This window comes from Sphingomonas sp. (assembly GCF_050725575.1).
Taxonomy (GTDB): Bacteria; Pseudomonadota; Alphaproteobacteria; order Sphingomonadales; family Sphingomonadaceae; genus Sphingomonas.
On the sequence record NZ_JBOHHW010000048.1, the window covers coordinates 12,875 to 38,408 of the forward strand.

At 64.2% G+C, this 25,534-nt stretch carries 26 protein-coding genes, 1 tRNA gene and 1 pseudogene; 14 read left to right on the forward strand and 14 right to left on the reverse strand.

What is annotated here, in order from left to right:
* Positions 1 to 136: 136 nt before the first annotated feature.
* The 4 genes from clpP to ACRECS_RS22520 all read right to left on the reverse strand — a co-directional run bounded on the left by clpP (position 137) and on the right by ACRECS_RS22520 (position 3,760).
* Positions 137 to 838, reverse strand: a complete 702-nt coding sequence (gene clpP / locus ACRECS_RS22505; protein ID WP_431585201.1) for an ATP-dependent Clp endopeptidase proteolytic subunit ClpP — start codon at positions 836 to 838, stop codon at positions 137 to 139.
* Between the two features lie 60 nt (positions 839 to 898).
* Entirely contained in the window at positions 899 to 1,849 is a 951-nt protein-coding gene (locus tag ACRECS_RS22510) for a glycosyltransferase family 2 protein (RefSeq protein ID WP_431585202.1), read from the reverse strand.
* A 126-nt stretch (positions 1,850 to 1,975) separates the two neighbouring features.
* Positions 1,976 to 3,613 (reverse strand): trigger factor, encoded by a 1,638-nt coding sequence (gene tig / locus ACRECS_RS22515; RefSeq protein ID WP_431585203.1) that lies wholly within the window; start codon positions 3,611 to 3,613, stop codon positions 1,976 to 1,978.
* A 62-nt stretch (positions 3,614 to 3,675) separates the two neighbouring features.
* A tRNA-Leu gene (locus tag ACRECS_RS22520) sits at positions 3,676 to 3,760 on the reverse strand.
* Positions 3,761 to 3,915: 155 nt separating this feature from the next.
* Between ACRECS_RS22520 and ACRECS_RS22525 the strand changes: the two genes are divergently transcribed.
* Together ACRECS_RS22525 and ACRECS_RS22530 are read left to right on the forward strand one after the other, a co-directional pair.
* Positions 3,916 to 4,092: a hypothetical protein gene (locus ACRECS_RS22525; protein WP_431585204.1), complete on the forward strand. Its 177-nt coding sequence runs from the start codon at positions 3,916 to 3,918 to the stop codon at positions 4,090 to 4,092.
* Complete coding sequence (locus ACRECS_RS22530) at positions 4,089 to 4,304, forward strand: hypothetical protein (protein WP_431585205.1); 216 nt, start codon at positions 4,089 to 4,091, stop codon at positions 4,302 to 4,304. Before ACRECS_RS22525 ends, ACRECS_RS22530 begins: the two co-directional genes overlap by 4 nt.
* 147 nt (positions 4,305 to 4,451) lie before the next feature.
* Here the strand turns inward: ACRECS_RS22530 and ACRECS_RS22535 are convergent, their stop codons facing one another.
* The 6 genes from ACRECS_RS22535 to gatC form a co-directional block, all read right to left on the reverse strand.
* Positions 4,452 to 5,300, reverse strand: coding sequence for a hypothetical protein (locus ACRECS_RS22535; protein WP_431585206.1), 849 nt, complete (start codon positions 5,298 to 5,300; stop codon positions 4,452 to 4,454).
* A complete protein-coding gene (locus tag ACRECS_RS22540; protein WP_431585207.1) occupies positions 5,297 to 5,929 on the reverse strand; it encodes a hypothetical protein in 633 nt (210 codons plus the stop codon). Before ACRECS_RS22540 ends, ACRECS_RS22535 begins: the two co-directional genes overlap by 4 nt.
* 98 nt (positions 5,930 to 6,027) lie before the next feature.
* Positions 6,028 to 7,494, reverse strand: coding sequence for an Asp-tRNA(Asn)/Glu-tRNA(Gln) amidotransferase subunit GatB (gene gatB / locus ACRECS_RS22545; RefSeq protein ID WP_431585208.1), 1,467 nt, complete (start codon positions 7,492 to 7,494; stop codon positions 6,028 to 6,030).
* A complete protein-coding gene (locus ACRECS_RS22550) occupies positions 7,491 to 7,910 on the reverse strand; it encodes a hypothetical protein (protein ID WP_431585209.1) in 420 nt (139 codons plus the stop codon). The genes gatB and ACRECS_RS22550 overlap by 4 nt, the downstream gene beginning before the upstream one ends.
* Complete coding sequence (gene gatA, locus ACRECS_RS22555; RefSeq protein ID WP_431585210.1) at positions 7,901 to 9,385, reverse strand: Asp-tRNA(Asn)/Glu-tRNA(Gln) amidotransferase subunit GatA; 1,485 nt, start codon at positions 9,383 to 9,385, stop codon at positions 7,901 to 7,903. Before gatA ends, ACRECS_RS22550 begins: the two co-directional genes overlap by 10 nt.
* Complete coding sequence (gene gatC / locus ACRECS_RS22560; RefSeq protein WP_431585211.1) at positions 9,385 to 9,672, reverse strand: Asp-tRNA(Asn)/Glu-tRNA(Gln) amidotransferase subunit GatC; 288 nt, start codon at positions 9,670 to 9,672, stop codon at positions 9,385 to 9,387. The genes gatA and gatC overlap by 1 nt, the downstream gene beginning before the upstream one ends.
* A 240-nt stretch (positions 9,673 to 9,912) precedes the next feature.
* Between gatC and ACRECS_RS22565 the strand changes: the two genes are divergently transcribed.
* From ACRECS_RS22565 to ACRECS_RS22580, 4 genes are all read left to right on the forward strand, one after another.
* Complete coding sequence (locus ACRECS_RS22565; protein ID WP_431585212.1) at positions 9,913 to 11,016, forward strand: DUF3089 domain-containing protein; 1,104 nt, start codon at positions 9,913 to 9,915, stop codon at positions 11,014 to 11,016.
* Positions 11,013 to 11,477 (forward strand): Holliday junction resolvase RuvX, encoded by a 465-nt coding sequence (gene ruvX / locus ACRECS_RS22570; RefSeq protein ID WP_431585213.1) that lies wholly within the window; start codon positions 11,013 to 11,015, stop codon positions 11,475 to 11,477. The genes ACRECS_RS22565 and ruvX overlap by 4 nt, the downstream gene beginning before the upstream one ends.
* Positions 11,478 to 11,818: 341 nt before the next feature.
* The gene (locus ACRECS_RS22575) at positions 11,819 to 12,808 is read left to right on the forward strand and encodes an aspartate carbamoyltransferase catalytic subunit (RefSeq protein WP_431585214.1); all 990 of its coding nucleotides are present in this window, start codon (positions 11,819 to 11,821) and stop codon (positions 12,806 to 12,808) included.
* A complete protein-coding gene (locus ACRECS_RS22580) occupies positions 12,805 to 14,031 on the forward strand; it encodes a dihydroorotase (protein WP_431585215.1) in 1,227 nt (408 codons plus the stop codon). Before ACRECS_RS22575 ends, ACRECS_RS22580 begins: the two co-directional genes overlap by 4 nt.
* 33 nt (positions 14,032 to 14,064) lie before the next feature.
* On the opposite strand, the gene ACRECS_RS22585 is transcribed toward ACRECS_RS22580, so the two are convergent.
* Genes ACRECS_RS22585 through ACRECS_RS22595 form a run of 3 tightly spaced genes read right to left on the reverse strand, consistent with a single transcriptional unit; the run spans position 14,065 to position 16,916 of the window.
* On the reverse strand, positions 14,065 to 15,435 hold the full coding sequence (locus ACRECS_RS22585; RefSeq protein WP_431585216.1) for a tetratricopeptide repeat protein: 1,371 nt from the start codon (positions 15,433 to 15,435) through the stop codon (positions 14,065 to 14,067).
* 19 nt (positions 15,436 to 15,454) lie between these two features.
* Positions 15,455 to 16,186 (reverse strand): hypothetical protein, encoded by a 732-nt coding sequence (locus tag ACRECS_RS22590; RefSeq protein ID WP_431585217.1) that lies wholly within the window; start codon positions 16,184 to 16,186, stop codon positions 15,455 to 15,457.
* 13 nt (positions 16,187 to 16,199) lie between these two features.
* Positions 16,200 to 16,916, reverse strand: a complete 717-nt coding sequence (locus ACRECS_RS22595; protein WP_431585218.1) for an AAA family ATPase — start codon at positions 16,914 to 16,916, stop codon at positions 16,200 to 16,202.
* Between the two features lie 218 nt (positions 16,917 to 17,134).
* On the opposite strand from ACRECS_RS22595, the gene ACRECS_RS22600 reads away from it, so the two are divergent.
* Positions 17,135 to 18,118, forward strand: a complete 984-nt coding sequence (locus tag ACRECS_RS22600) for an SPOR domain-containing protein (RefSeq protein ID WP_431585219.1) — start codon at positions 17,135 to 17,137, stop codon at positions 18,116 to 18,118.
* Positions 18,119 to 18,358: 240 nt separating this feature from the next.
* Here ACRECS_RS22600 and serB read toward each other — a convergent pair whose 3' ends face one another.
* A complete protein-coding gene (gene serB / locus ACRECS_RS22605; protein ID WP_431585220.1) occupies positions 18,359 to 19,240 on the reverse strand; it encodes a phosphoserine phosphatase SerB in 882 nt (293 codons plus the stop codon).
* On the opposite strand from serB, the gene miaA reads away from it, so the two are divergent.
* The 7 genes and pseudogenes from miaA to ACRECS_RS22640 all read left to right on the forward strand — a co-directional run.
* A complete protein-coding gene (gene miaA, locus ACRECS_RS22610; protein ID WP_431585221.1) occupies positions 19,233 to 20,180 on the forward strand; it encodes a tRNA (adenosine(37)-N6)-dimethylallyltransferase MiaA in 948 nt (315 codons plus the stop codon). The two genes, serB and miaA, sit on opposite strands and share 8 nt — an antisense overlap.
* A gap of 90 nt (positions 20,181 to 20,270) precedes the next feature.
* Positions 20,271 to 22,016 (forward strand): acetolactate synthase 3 large subunit, encoded by a 1,746-nt coding sequence (locus ACRECS_RS22615; RefSeq protein ID WP_431585222.1) that lies wholly within the window; start codon positions 20,271 to 20,273, stop codon positions 22,014 to 22,016.
* The gene (gene ilvN, locus ACRECS_RS22620) at positions 22,016 to 22,531 is read left to right on the forward strand and encodes an acetolactate synthase small subunit (protein WP_431585223.1); all 516 of its coding nucleotides are present in this window, start codon (positions 22,016 to 22,018) and stop codon (positions 22,529 to 22,531) included. The genes ACRECS_RS22615 and ilvN overlap by 1 nt, the downstream gene beginning before the upstream one ends.
* A 147-nt stretch (positions 22,532 to 22,678) precedes the next feature.
* Positions 22,679 to 23,698 carry a ketol-acid reductoisomerase gene (ilvC, locus tag ACRECS_RS22625; protein WP_431585224.1) on the forward strand — a complete coding sequence of 340 codons (1,020 nt, stop codon included), beginning with the start codon at positions 22,679 to 22,681 and terminating at the stop codon, positions 23,696 to 23,698.
* Positions 23,699 to 23,780: 82 nt separating this feature from the next.
* Positions 23,781 to 24,422, forward strand: a complete 642-nt coding sequence (locus ACRECS_RS22630) for a YceI family protein (protein WP_431585225.1) — start codon at positions 23,781 to 23,783, stop codon at positions 24,420 to 24,422.
* Between the two features lie 71 nt (positions 24,423 to 24,493).
* Positions 24,494 to 25,135, forward strand: a complete 642-nt coding sequence (locus ACRECS_RS22635) for a TMEM175 family protein (RefSeq protein WP_187763184.1) — start codon at positions 24,494 to 24,496, stop codon at positions 25,133 to 25,135.
* A 197-nt stretch (positions 25,136 to 25,332) separates the two neighbouring features.
* Positions 25,333 to 25,534 (forward strand): annotated as a pseudogene (locus tag ACRECS_RS22640) (2-isopropylmalate synthase); the annotation flags it as partial.

Genomic DNA, 25,534 nt, shown 5'->3' on the forward strand with positions numbered 1-25,534 from the left:
CATCCTTCGCAGCCCCTCGGGCGCGCTAGTGCGGGCGGCCATGGTAGACCGCCCGCCTTCAATCCTACAACAATCAAAATCGTCTCACGACGACTGGAATCAAAATCATCTTACGATGAATGGTGTCAAAATCGCCTTACGATGCCGGCAGGACCGGGGTGCCCGATTCGTCCGCAATCGCCGGACGCTTGTCGAACACCTCATCGATCAGGCCGAATTCCTTGGCCTCATCCGACGACATGAATTTGTCGCGGTCCATGGCGCGCTCGATCTCCTCGACCGGCTTGCCGGTGTACTGCGCATAGAGTTCGTTCATCCGAGCCCGGATGCGCAGAATCTCGCGCGCCTGAATCTCAATGTCCGACGCCATGCCTTGTGCCCCGCCCGACGGCTGGTGGATCATGATGCGCGAATTGGTCAGCGCGACACGCATGCCCGGCTCACCTGCTGCAAGCAGGAAACTGCCCATCGATGCGGCCTGGCCCATGCACACCGTGCCGACGCGTGGACGGATATACTGCATCGTGTCATGAATCGCCATGCCCGCCGTGACGACGCCGCCCGGCGAGTTGATGTACATGAAGATGTCCTTCTTGGGGTTTTCCGACTCCAGGAAGAGCAACTGTGCGCTGATGACCGAGGCCATATGGTCCTCGACCCCACCGGTGACGAAGATGATGCGCTCGCGCAGCAGGCGCGAATAAATGTCGAAGCTACGCTCGCCGCGATTGGATTGCTCGATCACGATCGGGACCAGGCCCGACTGAGGATCTTGCGCAGCGAAGCCGGCGTTGGTGAGCGGACGCATGAAATCGCCGGTGTCGAACGGATTATGCATGGAAGTCTTGAATCCTTTATGCCCTTGCGACAGCCTACATCGGCCTTGGCGAAAGCGAGTTCAACCCCCGTTGCCGGGAGCCTTGTGAGCCAGATAGGCGAGACGCCGCACCTCGCGCCGCCCATGCACCACCGTATCGAGGATCAATCCCGCAAAGATATTGAGCGAGGCGAGGATCATCAGGCCGGTCACCAGGATCGCAGTTGGAAAGCGCGGCACCAGATGCGTCTGCATATAGGTCATGATCAGCGGCACCGCGAGTATCACCGCCAGCACCGCGAGCAGCGCCGCGATGATGCCGAAGAACAGCATCGGCCGCTCGATCCGGTACAGCGTCGCAATGGTACGCGCGATGCGGAAGCCGTCGCGATAGGTATTGAGCTTCGACACCGACCCTTCGGGCCGCGCATAATAGGGCGTCTCGACTTCACCGACCGGCATCTTCAATTCAAGCGCATGGACGCTGATCTCGGTTTCAATCTCGAAGCCGGACGATAGAACCGGAAAGCTCTTCACGAAGCGGCGTGAAAAGACGCGATAGCCGGAAAAGATATCGGTGAAGCTGCGACCGAACAGCCGCGCAAGAATTCCGGTCATCGCGCGATTGCCGAACTGGTGGCCGCGGCGATAGGCGGCGGTTTCCTGAGTGACGCGCGATCCGACCACCATGTCGAGCTGCTCGTTCAGGACGCGGGCGATCAATGCGGGCGCGGACGCGGCGTCATAGGTCGCGTCGCCGTCGGCCATCACATAGATGTCGGCATCGATATCCGCGAACATGCGGCGTACGACATTGCCCTTGCCCTGGATGCGCTCGCAGCGGACAATCGCACCGGCCGCCTTCGCGACCTCCACCGTGCGGTCCCGGCTGTTATTGTCATAGACGTAGATCGCCGCTTGGGGGAGCACGGCACGAAAACCGGCAATCGTCTGCGCGATCGCCGCTTCCTCGTTATAGCATGGCAGCAGGACAGCGATGCTGGGTTGGGGGCTGTCAGCGATTTGCGTCACATTCCCCCCTGCCCGTCATCCCCGCGAAAGCGGAAATCCCGCTGCCCTTCGCCGCTTGCGTCACATTTTGCCTTAGGAAGAAGAAGCGGGATCCCCGCTTTCGCGGGGATGACAGCTAAATCTGCTTTAGGCCTTCTTCGCCGCAGGCTTCTTGGCTGCGGGCTTCTTGGCCGGCGCGACTTCTTCAGCTGGCGCCGCTTCCGCCTTCGGCTTGGCTGCCTTCTTCGCAGCGGGCTTCACCTCTTCGACGACTTCGGCAGGAGCCTCTGCCTTCTTCGCGGCTGCCTTCTTCGCAGGCTTGGCTTCGGCCGGCTTCTCTTCGACGGCACTCTCCTCGGCAGGTGTAACCTTCTTGGCTGCCGCCTTCTTCGCCTTGGGCTTCGCGTCATGATCATGGTCATGATCGTGGCCGCACCCTGGACCATGGACGTGGCCATCCTCGGACTCGATTGCCGCTTCCAGCTCTTCGCGCGTTACCTCGCGGTCGCTGATCGACGCCTTGTCGAACAGGAAATCGACCACCTTATCCTCATACAGCGGGGCGCGCAGCTGAGCGGCCGCCATCGGTTCCTGCTGGACATATTGCATGAAGCGCTGGCGATCCTCGGGACCATATTGCTGTGCGGCCTGCGCGATCAGGCGGTTCATTTCCTGCTGGCTGACCTCGACGCCGTTCGCCTGGCCGATCTCCGACAGGAGCAGACCAAGCCGTACGCGGCGCTCGGCGATCTTGTGGTAATCGTCGCGCTCGGATTCCATCTCGGCGAGTGCCGCCGCCGGATCTTCCTCATGGCTTGCTTCATGTTCGAGCTGCGACCAGATCTGGCCGAACTCGGCTTCGACCATCGACGGCGGAACCGGGAAATCATGCCCCTCGGCGAGCTGGTCGAGTAGCTTGCGCTTCATGTGGGTGCGCGTCAGGCCGTTCAGTTCCTGATCGATCTGCCCCTTGAGCAGGCCCTTGAGCTGCTCAAGGCTTTCCAGACCGAGTGACGTCGCGAGTTCATCGTCGATCTTGGTTTCGCCGGCGGTCTTCACCGCTTTGATCGTAAGGTCGAACGTTGCGGGCTTACCCTTCAGTGTGTCGACATTGTAGTCATCGGGGAAGGTCACGTTGATCTGACGCTCGTCGCCGGTCTTCACGCCGACGACCTGGTCCTCGAAACCGGGGATCAGGCGGCCCGAGCCGAGCTCGACCGACATATCCCCGCCGGTGCCGCCATCAAATGCGACGCCGTCGACCTTGCCGACGAAATCCATCACGACCAGATCGCCGGTCTTCGCCTTGTAAGTCGCTTTCGCGTCTTCCCAGCGCTTCTGCTGGTCGGCGAACTTCTGCAGCTGCTCGTTCAGTGCCGTCTCGTTGGTGGCGACCGTCAGGCGCTCAAGCGTCAGGCCGTCGATCGACGGGGTCGGCACATCGGGCAAAACTTCGAGCTCGACCTTCAGCTCAGCGTCCTTGCCGGGCTCATAGTCATTTTCAAGGCTGACCGAAGGCTGCATCGCGGGACGCAGTTTCTGCTCGACGAGCAGTTGCTGCACGCCTTCCTGAATTGAGCTGTTGAGCGCGTCCTGCGCCAGCGCGGGGCCGTGCATCTTGCGCACCAGATTCGCCGGCACCTTGCCGGGACGGAAGCCGGGCATGCGCACTTGCGGTGCAACGCGCTTCAGTTCGGCATCGACCTTGGAATCGATGTCCTTCGCGGTGATCTTCAGCGTGTAGGCGCGCTTCAGGCCCTCGTTCAACGTCTCGACAGTCTGCATGGTAACTACTCAAGCCTTATCCGAAATTCTAGGAAGCCAGTCCCCGCCAAGAGCAGCGAGACTGGTGCGGGCGAAGGGACTCGAACCCCCACATCTTGCGATACCTGGACCTAAACCAGGCGCGTCTACCAGTTCCGCCACGCCCGCATGGGACACCGCCGATTGCGCGGCGTCTATACCAGCCCCGCGTCACGGAGCAAGCGGCCCATTACGATATAGGGCCATAGCAATATCATGATCGCTGGCAAGAGCGGAAGCAACCGACGCGATTCCGGGGCGTTTGGAACCCGAGGAGATCGATTATGGCCACCATACCCCCGACCGAAGTGCCGCCCCAGCCGAGTCAGCCCGCCCAACCTGTACCGGCTCCACCCGAAGTCAGTCCGACCGCACCGGATATCGACATCCCTGCCCCACAACCGGACACCAGCCCCGGCGATACACCGCAACAACCCGCCGATCTGGGAGATTTCGCATGAGCGATCCTACTCAGGGTCCGCCTCGCGACGGCGTCCCCGGCAACGACAATGATAAGCGCAGCGACCTCGAACAGGCGGTCGAAGCGCGCAAGGACGCGGTCAAGCGCGGCGAAGGCGGGCGAGAGCCCGACACTTTCACCTCCGCCGGATCGCCCGATGGTGTCGGTGGCACCGGCGGCGTGACGAAGAATCAGGAGGATGATGCGCAGTAGCTGCGCGAAGAGAATCGAGTCGGCCGATCGAATCCAGGGTTGCACGATCGATCGCGGCAAAAACGCCGGCGTCAGCTCATGGACATTTGTTTGCGAAACATGCCGCGCCGCCATTTGACTTGGCGACAGCGGCACCGGCTTTTATCGTCACTGCCCGGTCAGATCGACGATCTTGTCGCGATCATATCGAAATATCCCGGGCATTTCGGGCATCCGCGTAATCGTGACCCCGAAATAGTTCGGTAGCTTCCCGACCGGTTTATAACGTGCGGCGGTGATCGTCTGGCCGGCGATACGCGGATCGATCGCCATCCCTGCTGGTGCGGCCTGAAACAATTTCTGCCCGCTCAGATCGACCGGCGCGGACGAATCGCCGGATACGCGTACGAAAGGTTCACCAGCCATGATCACGCCCAGGTCGGTGATTTCTCCCGCTTTGACGTCGAACGCCACGCTTCCCATGCAATAACAACTGCCCGCAGCCGCTGCCCCCGGTACCGCGACCAGCGTGCCGTAGACCCGGTAAGTCCCCGGCGTCAGCTCCTGGAGATAGGTCGAGCTCGCCTTGCTCTTGGCGAATCGGTACATCGGCCCGACCGAGACGCTGGCCATCATCCCGAAGGGCGTGAATTCGAAATTCGCTTCGGTCGGCTCGACCGGCTTTTCCGGAACGCGCATCCCGGAGGTCTTGGTCGCCAAGGCTACGCTCTGGTTATAGCTGGCGAGCTTCTTCGCATATTTGCGCCGCGCTTCATCCAGTGCCCCAGCGCGCAGCTTGTCGTAAACACTCTGATCCTCGGCCGTTGGCACTTTCATGAGCAGAAGCGGCGTCGCCACTTCGGTGCGCAACAGGACATAGGCCTTGGCCGGATTGAACGCGAAGACCGGCTTGTCCGGAATCGACGCGGTCTCGACGAAAACCGGCGGCTTATCCTTGGCGGCGGCAGGCATGGCGATGGCCATGGCGAGCGCAGTGCTCAGCATGATCCGCTTCATCGTCCCAATACCTTACCCTGCAGCGAGGCCGATGAGGCGACCAGCGCCTGTTGCTTGAGATAGGCCTGCCGCTTTTCCTCGCTAACGCCGGACAACCCCTCTTCGAAGTTGAATTTCTCCCACAAATCCTTGGGCAAGCCGTAGCGGTCATAACCCTTGAAATTCATGCAGGTGCGCATGTTCACGCGACGCAGCCGGCGCTTCTCGGCCGATCCGAAGATTGCCATCGCCATCGCGCTGCCGATCGCCCCGCCGACCGCGCCCGCCATGGTACCGGCATAGGGATAGGGCACTTGCTGATATCCGATCCCGCTTTGCAGCCCGCGAGCATAACCGTCGCACTCGGCGATATCGGCATAGGCGGTGGCGAAATCCGTGTCCGCACGGCGGAAAGCATAATATTTGTCGAAGTCGGCGGCCTCAGTCCCGTCTCCCTTGAACGCCAGTTCCGGCATCTTCACGTCCGCCGCGTCACCCATCGTCGTCGACGGCGCACCGAAGGGCGATCCGCTATCTGTGAGATAGCGCACCGGCTGGGCCGAGGCGGCAATTTCCTGCGATAGTGCGGCGCTTTCGCCCAGCATCAACGCCGTTACCGCAAGCGCGGTGGCGCATCCCCCAACCTTCATTGTGTCCCCCCTCAAGAACGACGCGACTCGATCACGTATGAGAGGAGATTAACACTGGCGCGGGACACGGCAAGAACCGCGTCAGGGCATGGATTGGTTCAGCCCAGGGCCTTTTTCAGCAATTCATTGACCACCGCCGGATTGGCCTTGCCACCCATCGCCTTCATCGTCTGTCCCACGAAGAAGCCGAACAACGCCTCTTTGCCGCCGCGATACTGCTCCAGCTGGTTCGGGTTGGCGGCCATGACATCGGCAATGACCTTTTCGATCGCACCGGTATCGCTGGTCTGCTTCAGGCCGCGCTCTTCGACGATCGCTCCTGCCCCCTGCCCGGTTTCGAGCATGACCTCGAACACCTGCTTGGCAAGCGTGCCCGACAAGGTGCCATCCGCAACCAGGCCGAGCAGTTCGGCCGCCTGGGTCGGGCTGACCGGGCTTTCGTCGAGTCCCTTGCCGAGCCGGTTAAGTGCGCCGAACAGTTCAGACGTCACCCAATTGGCCGCCGCGACCGGCTTGGCGCCGGCGTCGAGCAGCGTATCGAACCAGCGGGCATTCTCCACCTCCGCGGTCAGCACCGCTGCGCCGTAAGGCGTGATGCCAAGCGCCTGATAGCGCGAGCGCTTGGCGTCGGGCAGCTCGGGCAGGCTCGCACGGCATTCGGCGAGAAACGCGTCGTCGAGTTCAAGCGGCAACAGATCGGGATCGGGGAAGTAGCGGTAATCATGCGCATCTTCCTTCGAGCGCATCGACCGCGTCTCGTTGCGGTCGGGATCGTACAGGCGCGTTTCCTGGACAATACGGCCGCCCTCTTCCAGGACATCGACCTGACGGCGCGCTTCCTGCTCGACCACCGCCATGACGAAGCGGACCGAATTGACATTCTTGGTCTCGGTCCGCGTGCCCAGCGGATCGCCCGGCTTGCGCACGCTGACATTGACGTCGGCGCGCATCGATCCCTCTTCCATATTGCCGTCGCACGACCCGACATAGCGTAGAATCGATCTAAGCTTACGGACGTAAGCTCCTGCTTCTGCAGGAGAAGCCATGTCCGGCTTGGACACGATCTCCATCAGCGCGACGCCTGAACGGTTGAGGTCGACATAGGAACGCGTCGGATGCTGATCATGCATCAGCTTGCCGGCATCCTGTTCGACATGAATCCGCTCGACGCCGATCCGCTTGCCGCTGGCATCGGGGTTCTTCTCGTCGAGGCTGATGTCGATCGCGCCCTCGCCGACCAGCGGATGATAGAGCTGGCTGATCTGATAGCCCTGCGGCAGATCGGCATAGAAGTAATTCTTGCGGTCGAAGCGCGACCATTTGTTGATCTGCGCATCGATCGCCATGCCGGTGCGCACCGCCTGGCGGATGCACTCACGGTTCGGCACCGGCAGCATGCCGGGCATCGCTGCGTCGACCAGCGACACCTGTGTGTTCGGTTCCGCACCGAATGTCGTCGCAGCGCCCGAGAAGAGCTTGGCGTTCGAGGTGACCTGGGCATGGACTTCAAGGCCGATCACGACCTCCCACTCGCCGGTTGCGCCCTGAATGCGATAGTCGCTCATTTCCGATTCCGATGATGAATATAATGGATTGCGGTCAAAACCGCATTGCTGCCGAGAAGCGCACCGACCCAGCATCCGGCCAGGATGCGCAGGATGGCAACTTCGAAACCAAGCGAGCGCCCCTGGCTGTGCGCGGCGACCGCAGCGCCCGCCGCGATGATCAGGAATAGCACGCCAAGGCGGAACTCGCCACGCAGGATCACACTATTGCCGACGCACAGCCCGATGATGAAGATGGCGATGAACACGAAGAACTTCGCCAGTGCCGTATGGTCGAACGGGCCATTATCGATCTCGGCCAGCGAATTGCCGATATAGGCGCTGAGGATCGCGCCGAACGCCACATTCAGCGCCGTCTGAGCCTCGCGCAACACCTCGAGGTTGCGGGCGTAAAACCCCTCCGGCGTTACCACCACGCCTCCGGCCGCGCCACGAACCCGGCGCGTTCCTCAAGCGCCAGGCCGGCATTGAGCACGCTCTGCTCGTCAAGCGCCTTGCCGATGATCTGCAGTCCGAGCGGCAGGCCGCCCATGTCGAGACCGCCCGGTACCGACATTGCCGGCAAGCCGGCAAGCGACGACGGCACGGTGAACACATCGTTCAGATACATCGCCAGCGGATCGGCGAGCTTTTCGCCCAGCGCAAACGCCGCAGACGGCGCGGTCGGCGTAAGCAGCAGGTCGCAACTTTCCCAGGCCCGGTCGAAATCGCGCGAGATCAGCGTCCGCACCTTCTGCGCCTGAGTGTAATAGGCGTCGTAGAATCCAGCCGAGAGCACATAAGTGCCGATCAGGATGCGGCGCTTGACCTCCGGCCCGAAGCCGGCCGCGCGGGTCGCTGCATACATATCCTGCAAGTTCGCGCCTTCTGGCAGGTCACGCAGCCCGTAGCGCACACCATCATAGCGCGCGAGGTTCGACGACGCCTCGGCCGGCGCAATGATGTAATAGGCCGGCAGCGCGTATTTGGTGTGCGGCAGCGAAACCTCGACGATCTCCGCGCCCGCATCCTTCAGCCAGTCGATGCCCTGCTGCCACAAGGCGTCGATCTCGGCCGGCATATTGTCGACGCGATATTCCTTCGGGATACCGACGCGCTTGCCGCGCAGATTGCCCGACAGGCCCTGCTCCCATTTCGGCACCTCAAGCTCGAGCGAAGTAGAATCCTTCGGGTCGAAGCCCGACATCGCCTCAAGCATGATCGCACAGTCGCGCACGTCCCGCGCCATCGGCCCGGCCTGGTCGAGCGACGAGGCGAACGCCACCACCCCCCAGCGCGAGCAGCGCCCATAGGTCGGCTTGATCCCGGCAATGCCGGTAAAGGCCGCGGGCTGGCGGATCGAGCCGCCGGTATCGGTGCCGGTCGCCGCCGGGCACAGCCGCGCCGCGATCGCCGCCGAGCTGCCGCCCGAGGATCCGCCGGGCGCCAGCGGCGCATTACCGCCATCCGAGCGCCGCCACGGCGAGATGACATTGCCAAACGCGCTGGTCTCGTTCGACGACCCCATCGCGAACTGGTCCATATTGAGCTTGCCGAGCATGCCGGCGCCGGCCTCCCATAGCTTGCCCGACACGGTCGATTCGTACGGCGGGGTGAAGCCTTCAAGGATATGGCTGGCCGCGGTTGAGGCGACGCCCTTGGTACAGAACAAATCCTTCATGCCGATCGGCACGCCTGCCAATGGCTTCAGCGCATCGCCCGAGGCCCGCGCAGCATCCGCTTCCCTGGCGGCGGCGATGGCATGGTCGGGGGTTTCCACCAGGAATGCGTTGAGCGCCTTTGCCTGGCTCACCTTGACGATGAACGCATCGGCGACTTCGCGCGCCGAGAAGGCACCGGTACGCACCCCGTCGCGGATCGCCGCGACGCCCAGATCAGTCAGGTCGGTCATTATTCGATCACCTTGGGCACGGTGAAGAAACCGTGTTCGGCCTGGGGCGCATTGGACAGCACCTCGTCGCGCACGCCGCCGTCGGTAACGACGTCGTCGCGCAGGCGCAGATGGTTGGGGATGACTGCGGTCATCGGCTCGACGCCGGTGCAATCGACCTCGCCCAGCTGCTCGATCCAGCCCATGATATTGTCGAGTTCGGGCGCGATACGCGCAGCCTCTTCCTCGGTGATCGCGATGCGGGCAAGGCTCGCGATCTTTTTGACGGTTGCGATATCGACTGACATGCCGGTGCGGCTAGCAGAGCGCCCCGCGCCGACGCAACCTATTCGAACGGTTCTCCTGCCGGAACCTCGCCGATAAAGGCCGGATGGCGTGGTACGGCGCGTATGTTGATTGTGCCCTTGGTCTTGCTTGATCGAGACCCGCTCGGCCTTCGCGATTGCAAGCCCTGCCTTCATCAGGCACGGCGCATGCGATTATCCCGCCAGGCGGCAATGCTCACCTGGCACAATGGAGTTTGGCGCTTGGCCCGGAAGTTCCTCTACGTCATCGCGATCCTTATCGTGCTGGCGATAGCGTCGCTCTTCGCCTTCCGGCTCTGGGGACCGCAGCTGATCCGCCTCACAACGGTGCCAAGCGCGAAGTTCGAGCCATTGCCAGCGCAACCCGCCAATGCCTATGCCGACCCGAAGCTATGGATCGCGCGACCCGATAAGCGCGGCAATCCGGCGCTCTGGACACCGGCGGGCTACAAGGCCGCCGCCGCGCCCGCTGCCGCGATCTTCTATATTCACCCCACTTCCTATCTCGGCAAATCTCACTGGAACGCGCCACTCGACGATGCCGAGGCAAATGATCGTGCCGTTCTGTTCCTGCGCGGCCAGGTGACGGCCTTCAACGAAAGCGGCGCGATCTGGGCGCCGCGCTATCGTCAGGCAACCTTTGGCGCTTTCCTGACCAGCCAGGCCGAAGCGCAAAAGGCGCTCGATCTCGCCTATCGCGACATCATCGCCGCCTTCGACCGGTTTCTGAAGGAAGCCGGCGACCGCCCGATCATTCTTGCCGGGCACAGCCAGGGGGCGCTTCACCTCACCCGCTTGTTGCGTGACCGCATCGCCGGCACCCCGCTCGCGCGGCGTATCGTCGCGGCCTATGTCGTCGGCTGGCCAGTGTCGCGCACCACTGACTTGCCTCTGATGGGTCTTCCCGAATGCACACGCGCCGACCAGGCCGGGTGCCTGTTGTCGTGGCAGAGTTTCGCCGAGCCGGCCGAGCCCGCGCTGATCATCGATACCTTCGACACCACGACCGGCTTCAACGGCCAGCCGCGCAAGGGCACGCCGATGGTCTGCACCAATCCGCTGACCGGCACCGCCGATGCCACGGCACCGGCAACCGCGAATCTCGGGACCTTGCTTCCTTCGGCCGACCTCGGCAGCGCGACGATCGTCGCGGGCCAGGTGCCGGCACGCTGTGCCGGCCGCGGCCTGTTGCTGATCGGTGCGGGGCCGAACATGGGCAGCTATGTGCTGCCCGGCAATAATTACCATGTCTACGACTATGGCCTGTTCTGGGCCAATATCCGCGCCGACGCCGTGCGGCGGCTGGCGGCGTTCCGGGCGCAATGATCACCACCGACCGCCTGGCGTTTATTGAGGCCCTCCCGACCGGCGGCAGGCTGATCGGTCTCGATGTCGGCACCAAGACGATCGGCACCGCCTTGTGCGACGCTGGCTGGAGCTTCGCCTCGCCCGCCTCGCTCATCCGTCGCACCAAGTTCCAGAAGGACAAGCTTGCCCTCGCCGCGCTGATCGCCGAGCAGCAGGTCAAGGGCATCGTCATTGGCCTGCCGCTCAACCTGACCGACGGCAGTGAAAGCCCGCGCAGCCAGTCGAGCCGCGCCTTTGCCCGCAACATGGAGGATCTCGGCCTGCCGATCTTCCTGCAAGACGAACGCTGGTCGACCCAGGCTGTCACCCGCACCCTGATCGAACAGGACGCAAGCCGCGCCAAACGCGCCGAACTGGTCGACAAGATGGCCGCCGCCTATATCCTGCAGGGCGCGATCGACGCGCTGGTGAGCGCCTAGGGCACCGTGCGTCTCTCCCCACGTCGTGCAGCGGGCCAAGCTAACGATATAGTTTAAATATCTGATATAGAACGAATTATATGATTTTTCCGTCGAGGTAGCGGCGGGACAAGATATGCAACAACCGGTGTCCCATATCTCCCCCCGCTCAGTTCCCCCGGCCTGGTCGCTGGCGGCGATTCAACCATGGTGCAGGATCGGCCATCTCACTCTTGCCGGGCTGATATCAACGCTTTCGGCAAACAGGGAAGCGGGGCGATTTCTCATGACGCGATCACCCTGTCCGACAATCCAAACCGAGCCTTGCGCCGCGGCCCGACCCCCGCTACCCGATCCCTTTAATGTCAGCCTCAGATCATCGCCCCGCTTCCCAATTCGCCGGAAGCGCCGTTTTCCCGCACCGGCACCTCACCGGGATCGACGGATTGCAGCCGCATGAGATCATGTTCCTGCTCGACGAATCGGAACAATGGATCGACAGCAATCGCAGCCGCGACAAGAGCCACAAGCAGCTACGCGGCCTGACTCAGATCAACGCCTTTTTCGAAAACTCCACCCGCACTCTCCTCTCGTTCGAGATCGCGGGCAAAAGACTGCGTGCCGACGTCGTCAACATGCACGCCGCCCAGTCCTCGGTGAAAAAGGGCGAGACGCTGATCGACACGGCGATGACGCTCAACGCAATGCGCGCCGATGTGATCGTCATTCGTCATCAGAGTTCGGGCGCGGTGCGGCTGATCGCCGACAAGGTCGATTGCCCGGTGCTCAACGCCGGCGACGGACGGCATGAACATCCGACGCAAGCTTTGCTCGATGCGTTGACCATCCGCCGCCGGCGCGGATCGGTGGCCGGACAGCGCGTCGTGATCTGCGGCGACATATTGCACAGCCGCGTCGCGCGCTCGAATATCCTCGCGCTGACCGCGCTCGCCGCCGAGGTCCGCGTGTGTGCGCCCTCCACACTGATGCCGGCGGGAATGGAGCGGATGGGCGTCACGCCCTTCACCGATTTCGACCAGGCGCTTGAGAGCGCCGATGTGGTGATGATGCTCCGGCTGCAGAATGAGCGGATGAGCGGCGGCTTCATCCCCTCCAACCGCGAATTTCACTTGCGCTACGGCCTGACTCTCGCCCGCCTCGCCCGGGCCAAGCCCGATGTGCTGGTGATGCATCCCGGCCCGATGAACCGCGGGGTCGAAATCGACTCGGCGGTCGCCGACCATGTGGTGCATTCGGCGATCACCGAACAGGTCGAAATGGGCGTCGCCGTGCGCATGGCCTGTCTCGATGTGCTGACGCGCCGCGCGCGTCGCGTGAAAGGCTGGTCATGAGCCGTACTTTTGCCCTGACCAACGCCACACTGATCTGCCCCGTTGCCGGCACCAGCAAGGGCGCGGTGCTGGTCCGTGGCGAAACCATCGCGGCGAGCGGCGACATCAAGGTTCCCAAGGACGCAGACATCATCGACTGCAAGGGCGCGACGCTCGCGCCGGCGATTGTCGATCTCGGCGTCTTCACGATCGATATTCCCGCCTGCCATGCCGGCGGCATCGTTCGGGTCGGCCTGATGCCGGACCAGACCCCGGTCCTTGATGAACCCGGCGTTGTGCAGCGCGCCGCGCTGATCGGTCGTCCTGGCCTGTGGATCCACCCGATCGCCGCCGCGACCCGGGGCCTCGCCGGCCAGGACCTCGCCGAAATGGCAATCAACCGCGACGCGGGCGCCCGGGCGGTCGGCACGGGCGAACGCTGGATCGCGGATTCGGGCGTGATGCATAAAGTCCTCGCCTATGCCGGCGATCTCGGGCTGACCGTCATCGCGCATCCGGAGGATGGCGGTGTGGTCGGTGAAGCGGTCGCGACCTCGAGCGAAACCGCGACGCGGATGGGCCTGCCCTCGGCGCCGGCGATTGCCGAGGCTCTGGCGATCGCGCGCGACGTGATGCTGGCCGAGGAGACCGGCGCCAGGCTGCATCTGCGCCAGGTGACGACGGCCGCCGGTTTCGACCTTGTCCGCGCGGCGAAACGCCGCGGGGTCGCGGTCACCTGCGGCATCACCCCTGCCCATCTTCTGCTGTCCGACATCGCAATGAGCGACTTCCGCACCTTCACGCATCTCTCACCCCCCTTGCGCGACGAAAGCGACCGCCAGGCCTGCCTCCAGGCACTGGCCGACGGGACGATCGACGTGCTGTGTTCGGGACATGACCCGCGCGGGCCGGAAGAAAAGCGCCTGCCCTTCGCGGATTCGGCGCCGGGCATGGCCGGTGCGGAAACCTTGCTCGCGCTTGCGCTCGGCATGGTGCGCGACGACGTGATCACGATCAAGCGGCTGATCGCTCTGCTCTCGGCCAATCCCGCCGCCATACTCGGGCTTGAAACCGGCACGCTGGCGGCGGGTATGCCGGCCGACCTGATGGTGTTCGATGCCGACGCGCCATGGCTGATCGATGCCGACCATATGGTTGCGATCGCCGGCAACACGCCGTTCGACGGGTTGCCGGTTCAGGGCAAGGTGCGCCGCCTGTTCAAGGGCGGCGCAGAACTACTATAATCCGGGCTGCTGTTATCCGGCACGCACCGGCGGTTATTTGACCCAGCTGGCCAGCTGATCGCCGGCACCGGCGCGCACGAAACAGGTGCCGCCCTTCGCCTTGTAGCTTTTGCACAGCGCATCGGCGTCATTGCGGGCAAAGCCGCCGACCGACAGGCGGTAGAAGCTGCCGGCGGCCGATTTGATCGGCATGCCGGACGGCTTCTGGCCGCCGAAACCGGCCTCGCGCCGGGCAGCGCGGCTCCAGGCGTCCCTGGCAACGGCGGCGTTTTCGAACGCGCCGAGCTGGACGAAGAAATCACCCTTGGCCACGACGCGCGGCGCCACTGCCGCACCGACGACCGGCTTGGGCTTGGCGGTGACGGCCTTGGCCACTTTCGGGGCCATTTTCGGGGCTGCTATCGGGCTGACCGCGGCACCGGGCACATCGCGTGCTTCTGCCTTTATGCGGGCAACGCGTGCCGGGATCGACTGCACCATTTCCTGACGTGGACCGAAGCTGACATAGGAGGCCGGCGCAGCCACTGCGGCAACCGATGTTTCCGGCGTCGTGGCAGGCATGGCGGTCTCGGCCGCGACCGCGACTGAATTGACGGGCTGGCTCGGCGCGACCGTCTCGGCCGGAGCGCTGCTCGCCATCGCGGTACCGCTGGGCATGTTGAGCGCCAGCGCAACCGGCTGGCCAGCGTCCTGGACCGGCGTCACGCCGAGCAGGGTCGCGACCTGGTCGTAAGCCGAGGTTGGGCGCGCGAAGCTCGCCCATTCCATGATCCTCTTGTCGACCTCTGCGGGCGCGACATCGACTGCAATAAGCGTCTTGGCATCCTGCCAGCGCCCGGCCAGCGCCAGCGCCAGCGCCAGATTCTGCCGGGCCTTGGCGTCGGAACCGGGCGTCCGGACCACGGCGACCAGCACGTCGACGGCAGTGCCGGGATCACCGGCCAGCGCAATGGCCAGGCCGCGGTCGCTTGCCGGAATGATCGAGGCATTGGCATCAAGCGTGCGGCGGGCGCCGTCCCAATTGCCCTCGGCGATCTCGGTCAGCGCAAGCTGCAGCGCGGCCCCGCCGTTCGACGGCTCGAGCGCCAGGACATCGGCAAAGGACTGACGCGCGGAGCTGAACCGGCCGGCGCGCAGATAGCTTTGCGCGAGCAGCATACGATAGCTTGCAACCTGCGGGCCGAAACCGACCGCTGCTTCGGCATGGGCGACCGCCTGGTTGTACTTGCCCTTGCCATAGGCCTTACGCGCCGTCGCCATTTCCCGGGCGGCGGCCCGTTCGACGTTGCTGTCCTCGCGCGTGCTGGCGGTGGCGATGCCCCCCGGCCCAGCGGCGCCGACGAACGCCGTACCGCCAAGCACGAGAGCGGACATTCCAGCGGTGAACAAGGCCCGGGTCTTCATCGGATATCCCCCAAATCGATCAACGTGCGGCCGGTGGTGACAGCTGGTTCGCCAGCTCGGTCACCTCGGGCAAGGTTTCGAAAAATGCGTCCAGCGCCTCGGTGACGAGTTGCTGGGCGGAACGGTTCCTGAGCGCGCTTGCCAGGCGCAGCTGCAAATGACGGTCGTGATCGAGCCGCAGCGTGAACGCCGCCTTGCCCTTTTTGGCACTGGTCTCGCGAACGATCTGGGCCGCGCGGGCCGGAGGCAGCGTGGCGGCGACCGGAACGGCCTCCGCGATATCTGTCGCCGCCGCAACCGGGGCCGGTACCGCTGCGACAAGCGGCGTCACCGCGACCGGAGGCTGTATCGCAAGCGGAGCCGCCTCCGCCGATGCTTCGACGGTGCGCACCGGCTTTACAGCCAGGACAGATTCTATCGCCGGCACATAGTCTTGCTCGGGTTCCTCGAACTCGTTCTCGAACGAGTCGAAGAACGGCGCTGCCGCGACCGGCGGCGCATCGAATTCGTCGCCGATCATCTCGCGCTGCAGTGCTTCGCGCTGCATCAGCACCGGCGGCACGGCGGGCGGCACGTCATGATGACCATGCCCGTCATGCGGGTCGCCCATATCGTTCCAGCCGAGATCGTCCTGTGTCTGCAGCGCCCCGAAGCCGCCAAAGCCCTGCGGGCGCATGGCGGGGCGCGCCGTACCCTTGCGGGCGAGCAGGGTCGAGGAAAGCGATGCGAAGGGCTTGGGCTGTCCAATCATGCCAGGCCCTCCCTCAGCTCATCACGCGGCGGCCGAAGCCACCGGCGGCCGGACGCTGCTGGCCATAACCATTGACCGCCTGGGGGGCGGCAAAGACGGTACGGCGGAAATTCTTCTCGAGCCGATCGGAGATATAGGTCCAGAGCGCCTCGACTTCCTGGCTGGAGCGACCATTGGGATCGACCTCCATCACCGTGCGGCCATCGATCATCGATGCTGCGAAATCGGTGCGGTGATGGATCGTGACCGGGGCCACCGTGCCGTGCTGCGACAGCGCGACCGCGGCTTCCGACGTGATCTTGGCCTTGGGCGTCGCGCCGTTGACCACGAACAGCAACGGCTTGCCGGCACGTTCGCACAAATCGACCGTGGCACCGACGGCGCGCAGGTCATGCGGCGACGGCCGTGTCGGAATAACGATCAGCTCCGCGACCTGGATCACGCTCTGGATCGCCATGGTGATGGCGGGCGGCGTGTCGATCATCGCCAATCGGAATCCCTGCTGGCGCAGGACTTCCAGATCGGCGGCAAGCCGCGCCACCGTTGTTTGCGCAAAGGCCGGATATTCGGCACTTCGCTCATTCCACCAATCGGACAGCGACCCCTGCGGGTCGATATCGATCAGCACGACCGGGCCGGCGCCGGCCAGCTGTGCCTGAACGGCCAGATGCCCGGACAGCGTGGTCTTGCCCGACCCGCCTTTCTGTGATGCCATCGCGAGAACGCGCATGTGTCCCCTGAACTCCCGCTAAAATCCAGAGGCTGAAATGGCATGTGACCCGTCAAGAACCGGTTAACGGGCTGGGGAGCGGCGCGGATGAGGCGGATGAAGGGCATTCCGGAACGCGCGCGCCCCGTTTCGGTACGATATGGTTAACGAAATCTTTGCCAATTTTGCGTTAGGGCGCATTATCGCCCTCAAGTGGTGTGGCGGAGATGGAAGAGATTATGCGCAGCACGCTTCGTCCGGTGGCTTTGGGACTTGCCGGTATCTTCATCGCGCTGGCCGTGCCCGCGGCAGCCGACGTGAAAGCAGGCGTCGATGCCTGGGGTCGCGGCGAGTATAAGAAGGCGGTCGATGAATGGCGTCCAGCGGCGATCGCCGGCGATGCCGATGCTCAGTTCAATCTCGGCCAGGCCTATAAGCTCGGCCGCGGCGTGCCGGCGGATATCGTCATGGCCGAAAGCTGGTACCGCAAGGCCGCGCTGCAGGGCCATGTTCAGGGTGAGACCAATTACGGCCTGATCCTGTTTCAGGGCGGCAAGCGCACCGAAGCACTGCCCTGGCTGGAAAAATCGGCAATGCGCGGCGAACCGCGCGCGCAGCTCGTGCTCGGCACCATGCTCTACAATGGCGACGGCGTGCCGCGCGACTGGCCGCGCGCCTATGCGCTGATGGTCCGCTCCGCCGCCTCCGGCCTGCCACAGGCATCAACCGTGCAGGCGCAGATGGACCAATATATTCCGCAGGATCAGCGCCAGAAGGGCCTGGTCCTGGCACGCCAGTACGAAACCGAATATGCGCGGCCGCAACTGCCGCCGGAAATGTCCGGCTCGGGGGCGCAGACCGCGATACGAGGAACCGACGTGCCGCCGTCCTCCTATGACGACAACGCCGCCCCCCGCCCCGTTGCCGAGGCCCCGGCGCAACCGCCGGTGCGGGCGAAACCCCGTCCGGCGCCGGTTGCAACACAGGCACCACCGCCCCGTCCGGCCGCAACCGGCAAATGGCGCGTGCAGCTCGGTGCGTTCGGCGACCCCAACAATGCCCGCAAGCTATGGGGCCAGGTCGCCGGCCGCTTTGCCGGCCGCCAGCCCTATTATGTGAAGAGCGGCGCGCTCACCCGCTTGCTGGTCGGGCCGTTCGCCTCGAACGGCGAAGCATCGCGCGCCTGCGGTGCGGTCAAGCCCTGCGTGCCGGTCGGACCATAGAAAGCGACGCTCCTACTCGGCTCCGCAAGAAGAAATGAGGCGTGATCATACATTGGATTGTGATTGCGATTATTGCCTTCATGGCACTTCACGCCCTTGCTACCGGCCGCATCTATCTGAGAAATCAACCTGTTCTCAGGCAAGCCGAACCGCGCCGATATTGGATCGTGATATGCGACCTTGGGTTTATCGCCGCGATGAGCGTTTTGACTGCTGTGCTGCGATAGATCCAGGCTGCTCTTACTCCGTCACCCAATCCGCCTTGGCGATGCCCTGCGCATAAAGCAGCGCGGTGAGATCATTATGGCTGACGCGCGCAGCCGCCGCCGCCGCGACGATCGGCTTGGCACGATAAGCCACACCCAGCCCCGCCCGCTTGATCATCGCCAGGTCATTCGCGCCATCGCCCACCGCCAGCGTCTGATCGGCCGCCAGCCCGCGCTCCGACACGGCGTTGAGCAGGGTCTGCAGCTTGGTGTCGGACCCCACGATCGGCTTGGTCACCGTGCCGGTCAGCGTGCCGTCCGCGACCTCAAGTACATTGGCGATCGCGCGGTCGAAGCCGATGATTGTCGCCACCGGCTCGGCAAAGCGCGTAAAGCCGCCCGATATGAGGATGGTCAGCGCACCCCGCGCGCGCATCGTACGGATCAGCGGCACCGCGCCGGGCATGATGACGACGCGTTCGGCCAGGCATTGCTCGATCACCGCTTCGTCGAGCCCCTTGAGCAAAGCGACCCGCGCATCGAGTGCCGCTTCGAAATCGAGCTCGCCGCGCATCGCCCGCTCCGTGATCTCGGCGATCTGCGGTTTGATCCCGGCATAATCGGCCAGTTCATCGATGCATTCGACCGTGATCATGGTCGAATCCATATCGGCGACCAGCAGCGCCTTGGCGCGCCCCTCGGTGGGCTGCACGACCACATCCATCGCCGGGCAATTGCGTTCCAGCGCCTCGCGCGCCGCGGCCGGATCGCCGGTGAAGCCGATATCGGCAGCAAAGCCCTCATCGATCCAGTTCGTCGCGCCGGGCTCGCAACCGGCCTCCCCGAGCACATCGGCGGCGGTGGAAATATCGCTCCCGGCCAGTGTCCCCGGTGCTATCAGCGTCGCGATGAACATGGCCCAATCCCCGAATCTGGAGCTCCTGCCCCGCGTGGCGCTCATTGCAGGGCCGACCGCCAGCGGCAAGTCCGCGCTGGCGATGAGCCTCGCCGAACGCCATAACGGCGTGGTGATCAATGCGGATTCGGCGCAGATCTATGCCGATCTGCGCATCCTCTCGGCCCGGCCGACCGCTGAAGAAGAAGCGCGCGTGCCGCACCGCCTGTTCGGCTATGTCGACGGTGCCGAGAGCAGCTCCGCCGCGCACTGGGCGGACGATGCGCGGCAAGTGATCGCCGAAACGCACGCCGCAGGGCGGCTGCCGGTGCTGGTCGGCGGCACCGGCCTCCATATCCGCACCCTGTTTGACGGCATCGCGCCGGTCCCGCCGATCGACCCGGCGATCCGCGAGGCAATCCGCGCCTTGCCGGTCGCTGAGACCTATCGCCTGCTGGCCGGAGCCGATCCCGGCGCGGCCGGGCGTCTCGCCCCCGCCGATACGACCCGCGTCGCCCGCGCGCTTGAGGTCGTCAGGTCCACTGGCCGTCCGCTCGCCGACTGGCAGCGCGACAAGACCGGCGGCATCGGCAATGCCGTCCGCCTGACCGCGACGATCCTGCTGCCCGATCGCGACTGGTTGCTCGATCGCTGCGACATGCGGCTCGCCTGGATGTTCGACCACGGCGCGATCGCCGAAGTCGAGGCCCTGCTTGCCCGTACTGACCTCCCGCCACTCGCCCCCGTGCTGCGCGCGATCGGCGTTCCCGAAATCGCCGCCATGCTGAACGGCGAGATCGGCCGCGACGAAGCACTGACCCGCGCCCGCCTCGCCACCCGTCAGTACGCCAAGCGACAATTTACATGGTTTCGGAATCAACCTCCCGCTATGTGGCCACGAACGGCCGAGACAGATTCGAACAGGCTGATCGACGAAATTGAAACTAGATTACACAATTGAGGTTGACGGCCGCATTATCCATCCCTAGCAGCGCGCTTCGCATTGCATTTGTTGCGCTGCAACCCAAGACGCCGAACTGAAGGACGAGTCATGACCGAGAAGAGTGGAGCCGATATCCTCGTCGAGGCGCTGTGCGATCTCGGGGTGGAAGTCGTGTTCGGCTATCCGGGCGGTGCGGTCCTTCCCATTTACGACGCGCTGTTCCGCTCGAAGCGGATCAAGCACATCCTGGTGCGCCATGAACAGGCGGCGACGCACGCCGCGGAGGGTTATGCCCGCTCGACCGGCAAGCCCGGCGTGGTGCTCGTCACCTCCGGCCCCGGCGCGACCAATGCCGTCACGGGCATCACCGATGCGCTGATGGATTCGATCCCGATGGTCGTGATCACCGGCCAGGTGCCGACCGCGCTGATCGGCACCGATGCCTTCCAGGAGGCCGACACGGTCGGCATCACGCGCCACTGCACCAAGCATAATTATCTGGTGAAGGACCCCGCCCAGCTCGGCGCGGTGATCCATGAGGCATTCCATATCGCGACCTCGGGTCGTCCCGGCCCGGTCGTGGTCGACATCCCCAAGGACGTTCAGGTCGCCACCGCGCGCTACACCAAGCCCGGCCCGATCAAGCACAAGACCTATCGCCCGCAGGTCAAGGCCGACCAGTCGGCGATCGAGCAGGTCGTCGACATGCTGGCGGCGGCGGAGCGGCCGATCTTCTATACCGGCGGCGGGATCATCAATTCGGGTCCCGCGGCCAGCCAGCTGCTGCGCGAACTCGCACGCATCACCGGCGCGCCGGTCACCTCGACGCTGATGGGTCTGGGCGCTTTCCCGGCCTCGTCGGACCAGTGGCTCGGCATGCTCGGCATGCACGGCACTTATGAAGCGAACTGGGCGATGAACCAGGCCGATCTGGTGATCGCGATGGGCGCGCGCTTCGATGACCGGGTGACCGGGCGCCTCGACGCGTTCAGCCCCAACAGTCGCAAGGTGCATATCGATATCGACCGCTCGTCGATCAACAAAACGGTGCGCATCGACCTGGCCGTCGTCGCCGATGTCGGCCATGCGCTTGAGGACATGATCCGCGTCTACAAGGCGCGGCGACATCCCAAGCCCGACCTCGCTGAATGGTGGCGGCGGATCGAGGGCTGGCGCGCGGTCGGCTGCCTCAGCTTCACGGACAGCGCGACCGAGATCATGCCGCAGCGCGCGATCCGTGCCTTGTGGGAGGCGACGCACAAGCAGGCGCCGATCATCACCACAGAGGTCGGCCAGCACCAGATGTGGGCCGCGCAGCATTTCGACTTCGAGGCGCCGAACAAATGGCTGACCTCGGGCGGGCTCGGTACGATGGGGTATGGCTTGCCCGCCGCGATCGGCGCGCAGCTCGGCAATCCCAAGGCGCTGGTCATCGACATCGCCGGCGAAGCCTCGATCCAGATGAACATCCAGGAACTGGCGACGGCGACGCAATATCGCCTGCCGGTCAAGATCTTCATCCTCAACAACCAATATATGGGCATGGTCCGCCAGTGGCAGGAACTGACCTATTCGAGCCGCTATGCCGAAAGCTACAGCGACTCCCTGCCCGACTTCGTGAAGCTCGCCGAAGCCTATGGCTGGAAGGGCATCAAGATCGAACGGCCGGATCAGCTCGATGACAGCATTGCTGACATGCTCGCCCATGACGGGCCGGTACTGGTCGATTGCATGGTCAGTCAACTGGCCAATTGCTTCCCGATGATCCCGTCGGGCGCGGCGCATACCGAAATGATCCTTCAGGCCAATGAAGTCACCGGCGAAATGGACGACGAAGCGAAGGCGCTGGTCTGATGCACATCAAGACGGAAACGACGCAGCGTCACACGCTGGCGATCATGGTCGACAATGAACCGGGCATCCTGGCGCGGATCGCCGGCCTGTTCACGGCGCGCGGCTACAACATCGAAAGCCTGACCGTGTCCGATGTGACCGCCGATCATGCGGTCAGCCGGATCACCATCGTGACCAGCGCGTCGGACGAGACGATGGAGCAGATCCTGGCTCAGCTCGACCGGCTGATCCCGGTCCACTCGGTCACTGACCTGACCGCGCTCGGCCCGCACGTCGAACGCGAACTCGCGCTGGTGAAAGTGGCCGGCACCGGCGATCACCGCATCGAGGCGCTACGCCTCGCCGATGTCTACCGTGCCCGCGTGGTCGATGCGACCACCTCCAGTTTCGTGTTCGAAGTGACCGGCGGGCGCGAGAAGATCGACACTTTCATCACCCTGATGCGCGAGGTCGGCCTGATCGAGGTCGCCCGTACCGGCATCGTCGCCATCGCCCGGGGGAAAGAACCGGTTTAGCCAGAAATCATCGTCACCCTGAACTCGTTTCAGGGTCCATGCGCGGTCATCTGACCAAAGGGCGACGCCCATGTGGCAATCGGCCGCGCCTGGATGCTGAAACAAGTTCAGCATGACGCCATCAATCGACCGAGGGAGCTTATAACTATGCGTGTCTATTACGATCGCGATGCCGATCTGAACCTCATCAGCGACAAGAAGATCGCGATCGTCGGCTATGGCTCGCAAGGCCATGCCCATGCGCAGAATCTGCGCGACAGCGGCGTCAAGGACGTGGCCATCGCACTGCGCGAAGGCTCGGCCACCGCCAAAAAGGCGATCGACGCGGGCTTCGCGGTCAAGTCCAATGCCGACGCCGCGGCCTGGGCCGACATCGTCATGTTCCTCGCCCCCGACGAGCATCAGGCGGCGATCTATGCCGCCGACTATCACGACAATATGAAACAGGGCGCCGCCCTCGCCTTCGCACACGGCCTCAACGTGCATTTCGGCCTGATCGAACCGCGCGCCGATCTCGACGTGATCATGATCGCGCCGAAGGGCCCGGGCCACACCGTGCGCTCCGAATATGTCCGCGGCGGCGGTGTCCCCTGCCTGATCGCGATCGACCAGGACAAGAGCGGCAATGCGCATGACATCGCGCTCGCTTATGCCTCGGGCGTCGGCGGCGGCCGGTCGGGCATCATCGAGACCACTTTCCGCGAGGAATGCGAAACCGACCTGTTCGGCGAGCAGGCCGTGCTGTGCGGCGGCATCACCCATCTGATCCAGGCCGGGTTCGAAACCCTGACCGAAGCCGGCTACGCGCCGGAAATGGCCTATTTCGAATGCCTGCATGAAACCAAGCTGATCGTCGACCTGCTCTACGAAGGCGGCATCGCCAATATGCGCTATTCGATCAGCAACACTGCCGAATATGGCGACATCACCACCGGCCCGCGCATCATCACCAGCGAGACCAAGGCGGAGATGAAGCGCGTGCTGGACGACATCCAGAGCGGCCGCTTCGTGAAGAACTTCGTGCTCGACAACCGCGCCGGCCAGCCCGAGCTGAAGGCCGCGCGCAAGCGGGCCGCGGCGCACCCGATCGAGAAGGTCGGCACTGAGCTGCGCGCGATGATGCCATGGATCGGCGCCAACAAGCTGGTGGACAAGGACAAGAACTAAGCGTTTCCGCTTCGGCGCTTGCGTGGTGGAAGGGGCCGCGTCAGACTGGCGTGGCCCCTTTCCCTTGTCTGGAGACGACCCGATGCGCCTTCCCCTGATCCTCCTCGCCGCCACCGCCATCATCGCCACCCCGCTTGTCGCGCAGCAGGCCATGCAGAAGCCGGGGTCCAAGAACGTCGCGCTGGTGACCGGCGGCACCTACCAGGCCGATCCCTATCACACATTGGTCAGCTGGTCGGTCGATCATATGGGCTTCACGCCCTATTTCGGTCTGGTCGGCGACATTACCGGCACGCTGGAGCTCGACCCCAAGAATCTCGCAGCGGCCAAGGTCGATGTCACCATCCCGGTCGGCAAGATCACCACCGCCAGCGCCGGCCTCACCAGCCATCTGCTCAAGGCACCGGCAACCGCCGGCGGAAAGCCCGACTTTTTCGGCCCCAATCCGGCCGCCGCTCATTTCGTCTCGACCTCGGTTCAGGTCAAGGATGACGACGAAGCGGTGGTGACCGGCAACCTCACGCTGAATGGCGTGACCCGGCCGGTCACGCTCGAGGTCGATTTCTACGGCGCCGGCAAGACCCCGCCACAGATGGGCGGCAAGGACAATGTCGGCTTCGAAGCCGAGGGCACGATCAAGCGCAGCGAATTCGGCCTCGGCTTCGGCGTCCCGATTGTCTCCGACGAGATCAAGCTGAAGATTGCGGCCGGCTTTCAGAAATAGCGGCCCGGATGTGATGACGACCCCACCGCGCGGAAACGCGGTGGGGTCGCCTGCGAGACTTGGGGGACGAGATGAGCAAGACGGAACTGACCGACGACGGCCGTCCCGCCGATGGCGGACAGGAAGGCGTCCCGGGCGTCGGTCGGGTCGAGGCATTCTCCGATGGTGTGATCGCGATCATCATTACGATCATGGTGCTCGAACTGAAGGCGCCGGAAGAGGCCGGCATGCACCACCTCTGGCAGCTCTGGCCGATTGCGGTCGCCTATGTGCTGAGCTTTGCCTATGTCGGCATCTACTGGGTCAACCATCATCAGCTGTTCAGCCATGCGACCAAGGTCACCAACCCGCTGATCTGGGGCAATCTTGCCTTGCTCTTCACTCTGTCGCTGGTGCCCTTCTCGACCGCCTATCTCGGCGAGCAGCATTTCAGCCGCGATGCGACGATCATCTATCTCGTAACGATGCTGCTGCCGGCAATCGCTTATGGCCCGCTGCAGCGCGCGATCCGCGCCACCGGCATCGCAGGCCCCGCCGCGGACCGCTATCACCGCCGCGGCATCCGCAAGACTCTGGTCGCCACCGGCATCTATGCGGCGGGCATTCCGCTCAGCTTCATCACACCATGGCTTGGCGTGGCGGCCGCAACTGCGGTCGCGATCCTGTGGTTCCTGCCGAAGAGCCCGATGGACGCCTGGTTCGATCAGAAGTGACCGGAAAATCCGGGCTGGACATGCGGCCCGCCGCCACGCTAGGCGAACAGACAATGACGCAGGCCCTTCGCCTTTCGCTGCTTCGACTTACGCGCCCTTAGGCGCGACCCTCGCCGCGCGCCTTGGGCGTGCGCGACCCGCCTAAGGGACCTGATCGCCCCAGACGACGACCAGCGAAATTTGCGAGACCCGAAGCCATGCTGCGTGACCCTTCCGTAAAATACCGCCCTTTCCCCCAGATCAACCTGGCCGACCGCCAATGGCCGTCGCGTACTATCACCCGGCCGCCGCGCTGGCTTTCGACTGATCTGCGCGATGGCAATCAGGCCCTGATCGACCCAATGGATGCGGAGAAGAAGACCCGCCTGTTCGACTTGCTGGTCAAGGTCGGGCTGAAGG

Excerpts from the sequence above, each read along its gene's own strand:
- ACRECS_RS22615 (WP_431585222.1), top strand. The coding sequence starts at position 20,271 with ATGACCGAGAAGAGTGGAGCCGATATCCTCGTCGAGGCGCTGTGCGAT.
- ACRECS_RS22585 (WP_431585216.1), bottom strand. The coding sequence starts at position 15,435 with ATGAAGACCCGGGCCTTGTTCACCGCTGGAATGTCCGCTCTCGTGCTT.
- ACRECS_RS22580 (WP_431585215.1), top strand. The coding sequence starts at position 12,805 with ATGAGCCGTACTTTTGCCCTGACCAACGCCACACTGATCTGCCCCGTT.
- ACRECS_RS22635 (WP_187763184.1), top strand. The coding sequence starts at position 24,494 with ATGAGCAAGACGGAACTGACCGACGACGGCCGTCCCGCCGATGGCGGA.
- ilvC (WP_431585224.1), top strand. The coding sequence starts at position 22,679 with ATGCGTGTCTATTACGATCGCGATGCCGATCTGAACCTCATCAGCGAC.
- ACRECS_RS22575 (WP_431585214.1), top strand. The coding sequence starts at position 11,819 with ATGTCAGCCTCAGATCATCGCCCCGCTTCCCAATTCGCCGGAAGCGCC.
- ACRECS_RS22630 (WP_431585225.1), top strand. The coding sequence starts at position 23,781 with ATGCGCCTTCCCCTGATCCTCCTCGCCGCCACCGCCATCATCGCCACC.
- ilvN (WP_431585223.1), top strand. The coding sequence starts at position 22,016 with ATGCACATCAAGACGGAAACGACGCAGCGTCACACGCTGGCGATCATG.
- ACRECS_RS22540 (WP_431585207.1), bottom strand. The coding sequence starts at position 5,929 with ATGAAGGTTGGGGGATGCGCCACCGCGCTTGCGGTAACGGCGTTGATG.
- clpP (WP_431585201.1), bottom strand. The coding sequence starts at position 838 with ATGCATAATCCGTTCGACACCGGCGATTTCATGCGTCCGCTCACCAAC.
- gatA (WP_431585210.1), bottom strand. The coding sequence starts at position 9,385 with ATGACCGACCTGACTGATCTGGGCGTCGCGGCGATCCGCGACGGGGTG.
- ruvX (WP_431585213.1), top strand. The coding sequence starts at position 11,013 with ATGATCACCACCGACCGCCTGGCGTTTATTGAGGCCCTCCCGACCGGC.
- ACRECS_RS22595 (WP_431585218.1), bottom strand. The coding sequence starts at position 16,916 with ATGCGCGTTCTCGCGATGGCATCACAGAAAGGCGGGTCGGGCAAGACC.
- serB (WP_431585220.1), bottom strand. The coding sequence starts at position 19,240 with ATGTTCATCGCGACGCTGATAGCACCGGGGACACTGGCCGGGAGCGAT.
- miaA (WP_431585221.1), top strand. The coding sequence starts at position 19,233 with ATGAACATGGCCCAATCCCCGAATCTGGAGCTCCTGCCCCGCGTGGCG.
- ACRECS_RS22525 (WP_431585204.1), top strand. The coding sequence starts at position 3,916 with ATGGCCACCATACCCCCGACCGAAGTGCCGCCCCAGCCGAGTCAGCCC.
- ACRECS_RS22590 (WP_431585217.1), bottom strand. The coding sequence starts at position 16,186 with ATGATTGGACAGCCCAAGCCCTTCGCATCGCTTTCCTCGACCCTGCTC.
- ACRECS_RS22535 (WP_431585206.1), bottom strand. The coding sequence starts at position 5,300 with ATGAAGCGGATCATGCTGAGCACTGCGCTCGCCATGGCCATCGCCATG.
- tig (WP_431585203.1), bottom strand. The coding sequence starts at position 3,613 with ATGCAGACTGTCGAGACGTTGAACGAGGGCCTGAAGCGCGCCTACACG.
- gatC (WP_431585211.1), bottom strand. The coding sequence starts at position 9,672 with ATGTCAGTCGATATCGCAACCGTCAAAAAGATCGCGAGCCTTGCCCGC.
- gatB (WP_431585208.1), bottom strand. The coding sequence starts at position 7,494 with ATGAGCGACTATCGCATTCAGGGCGCAACCGGCGAGTGGGAGGTCGTG.
- ACRECS_RS22600 (WP_431585219.1), top strand. The coding sequence starts at position 17,135 with ATGCGCAGCACGCTTCGTCCGGTGGCTTTGGGACTTGCCGGTATCTTC.
- ACRECS_RS22530 (WP_431585205.1), top strand. The coding sequence starts at position 4,089 with ATGAGCGATCCTACTCAGGGTCCGCCTCGCGACGGCGTCCCCGGCAAC.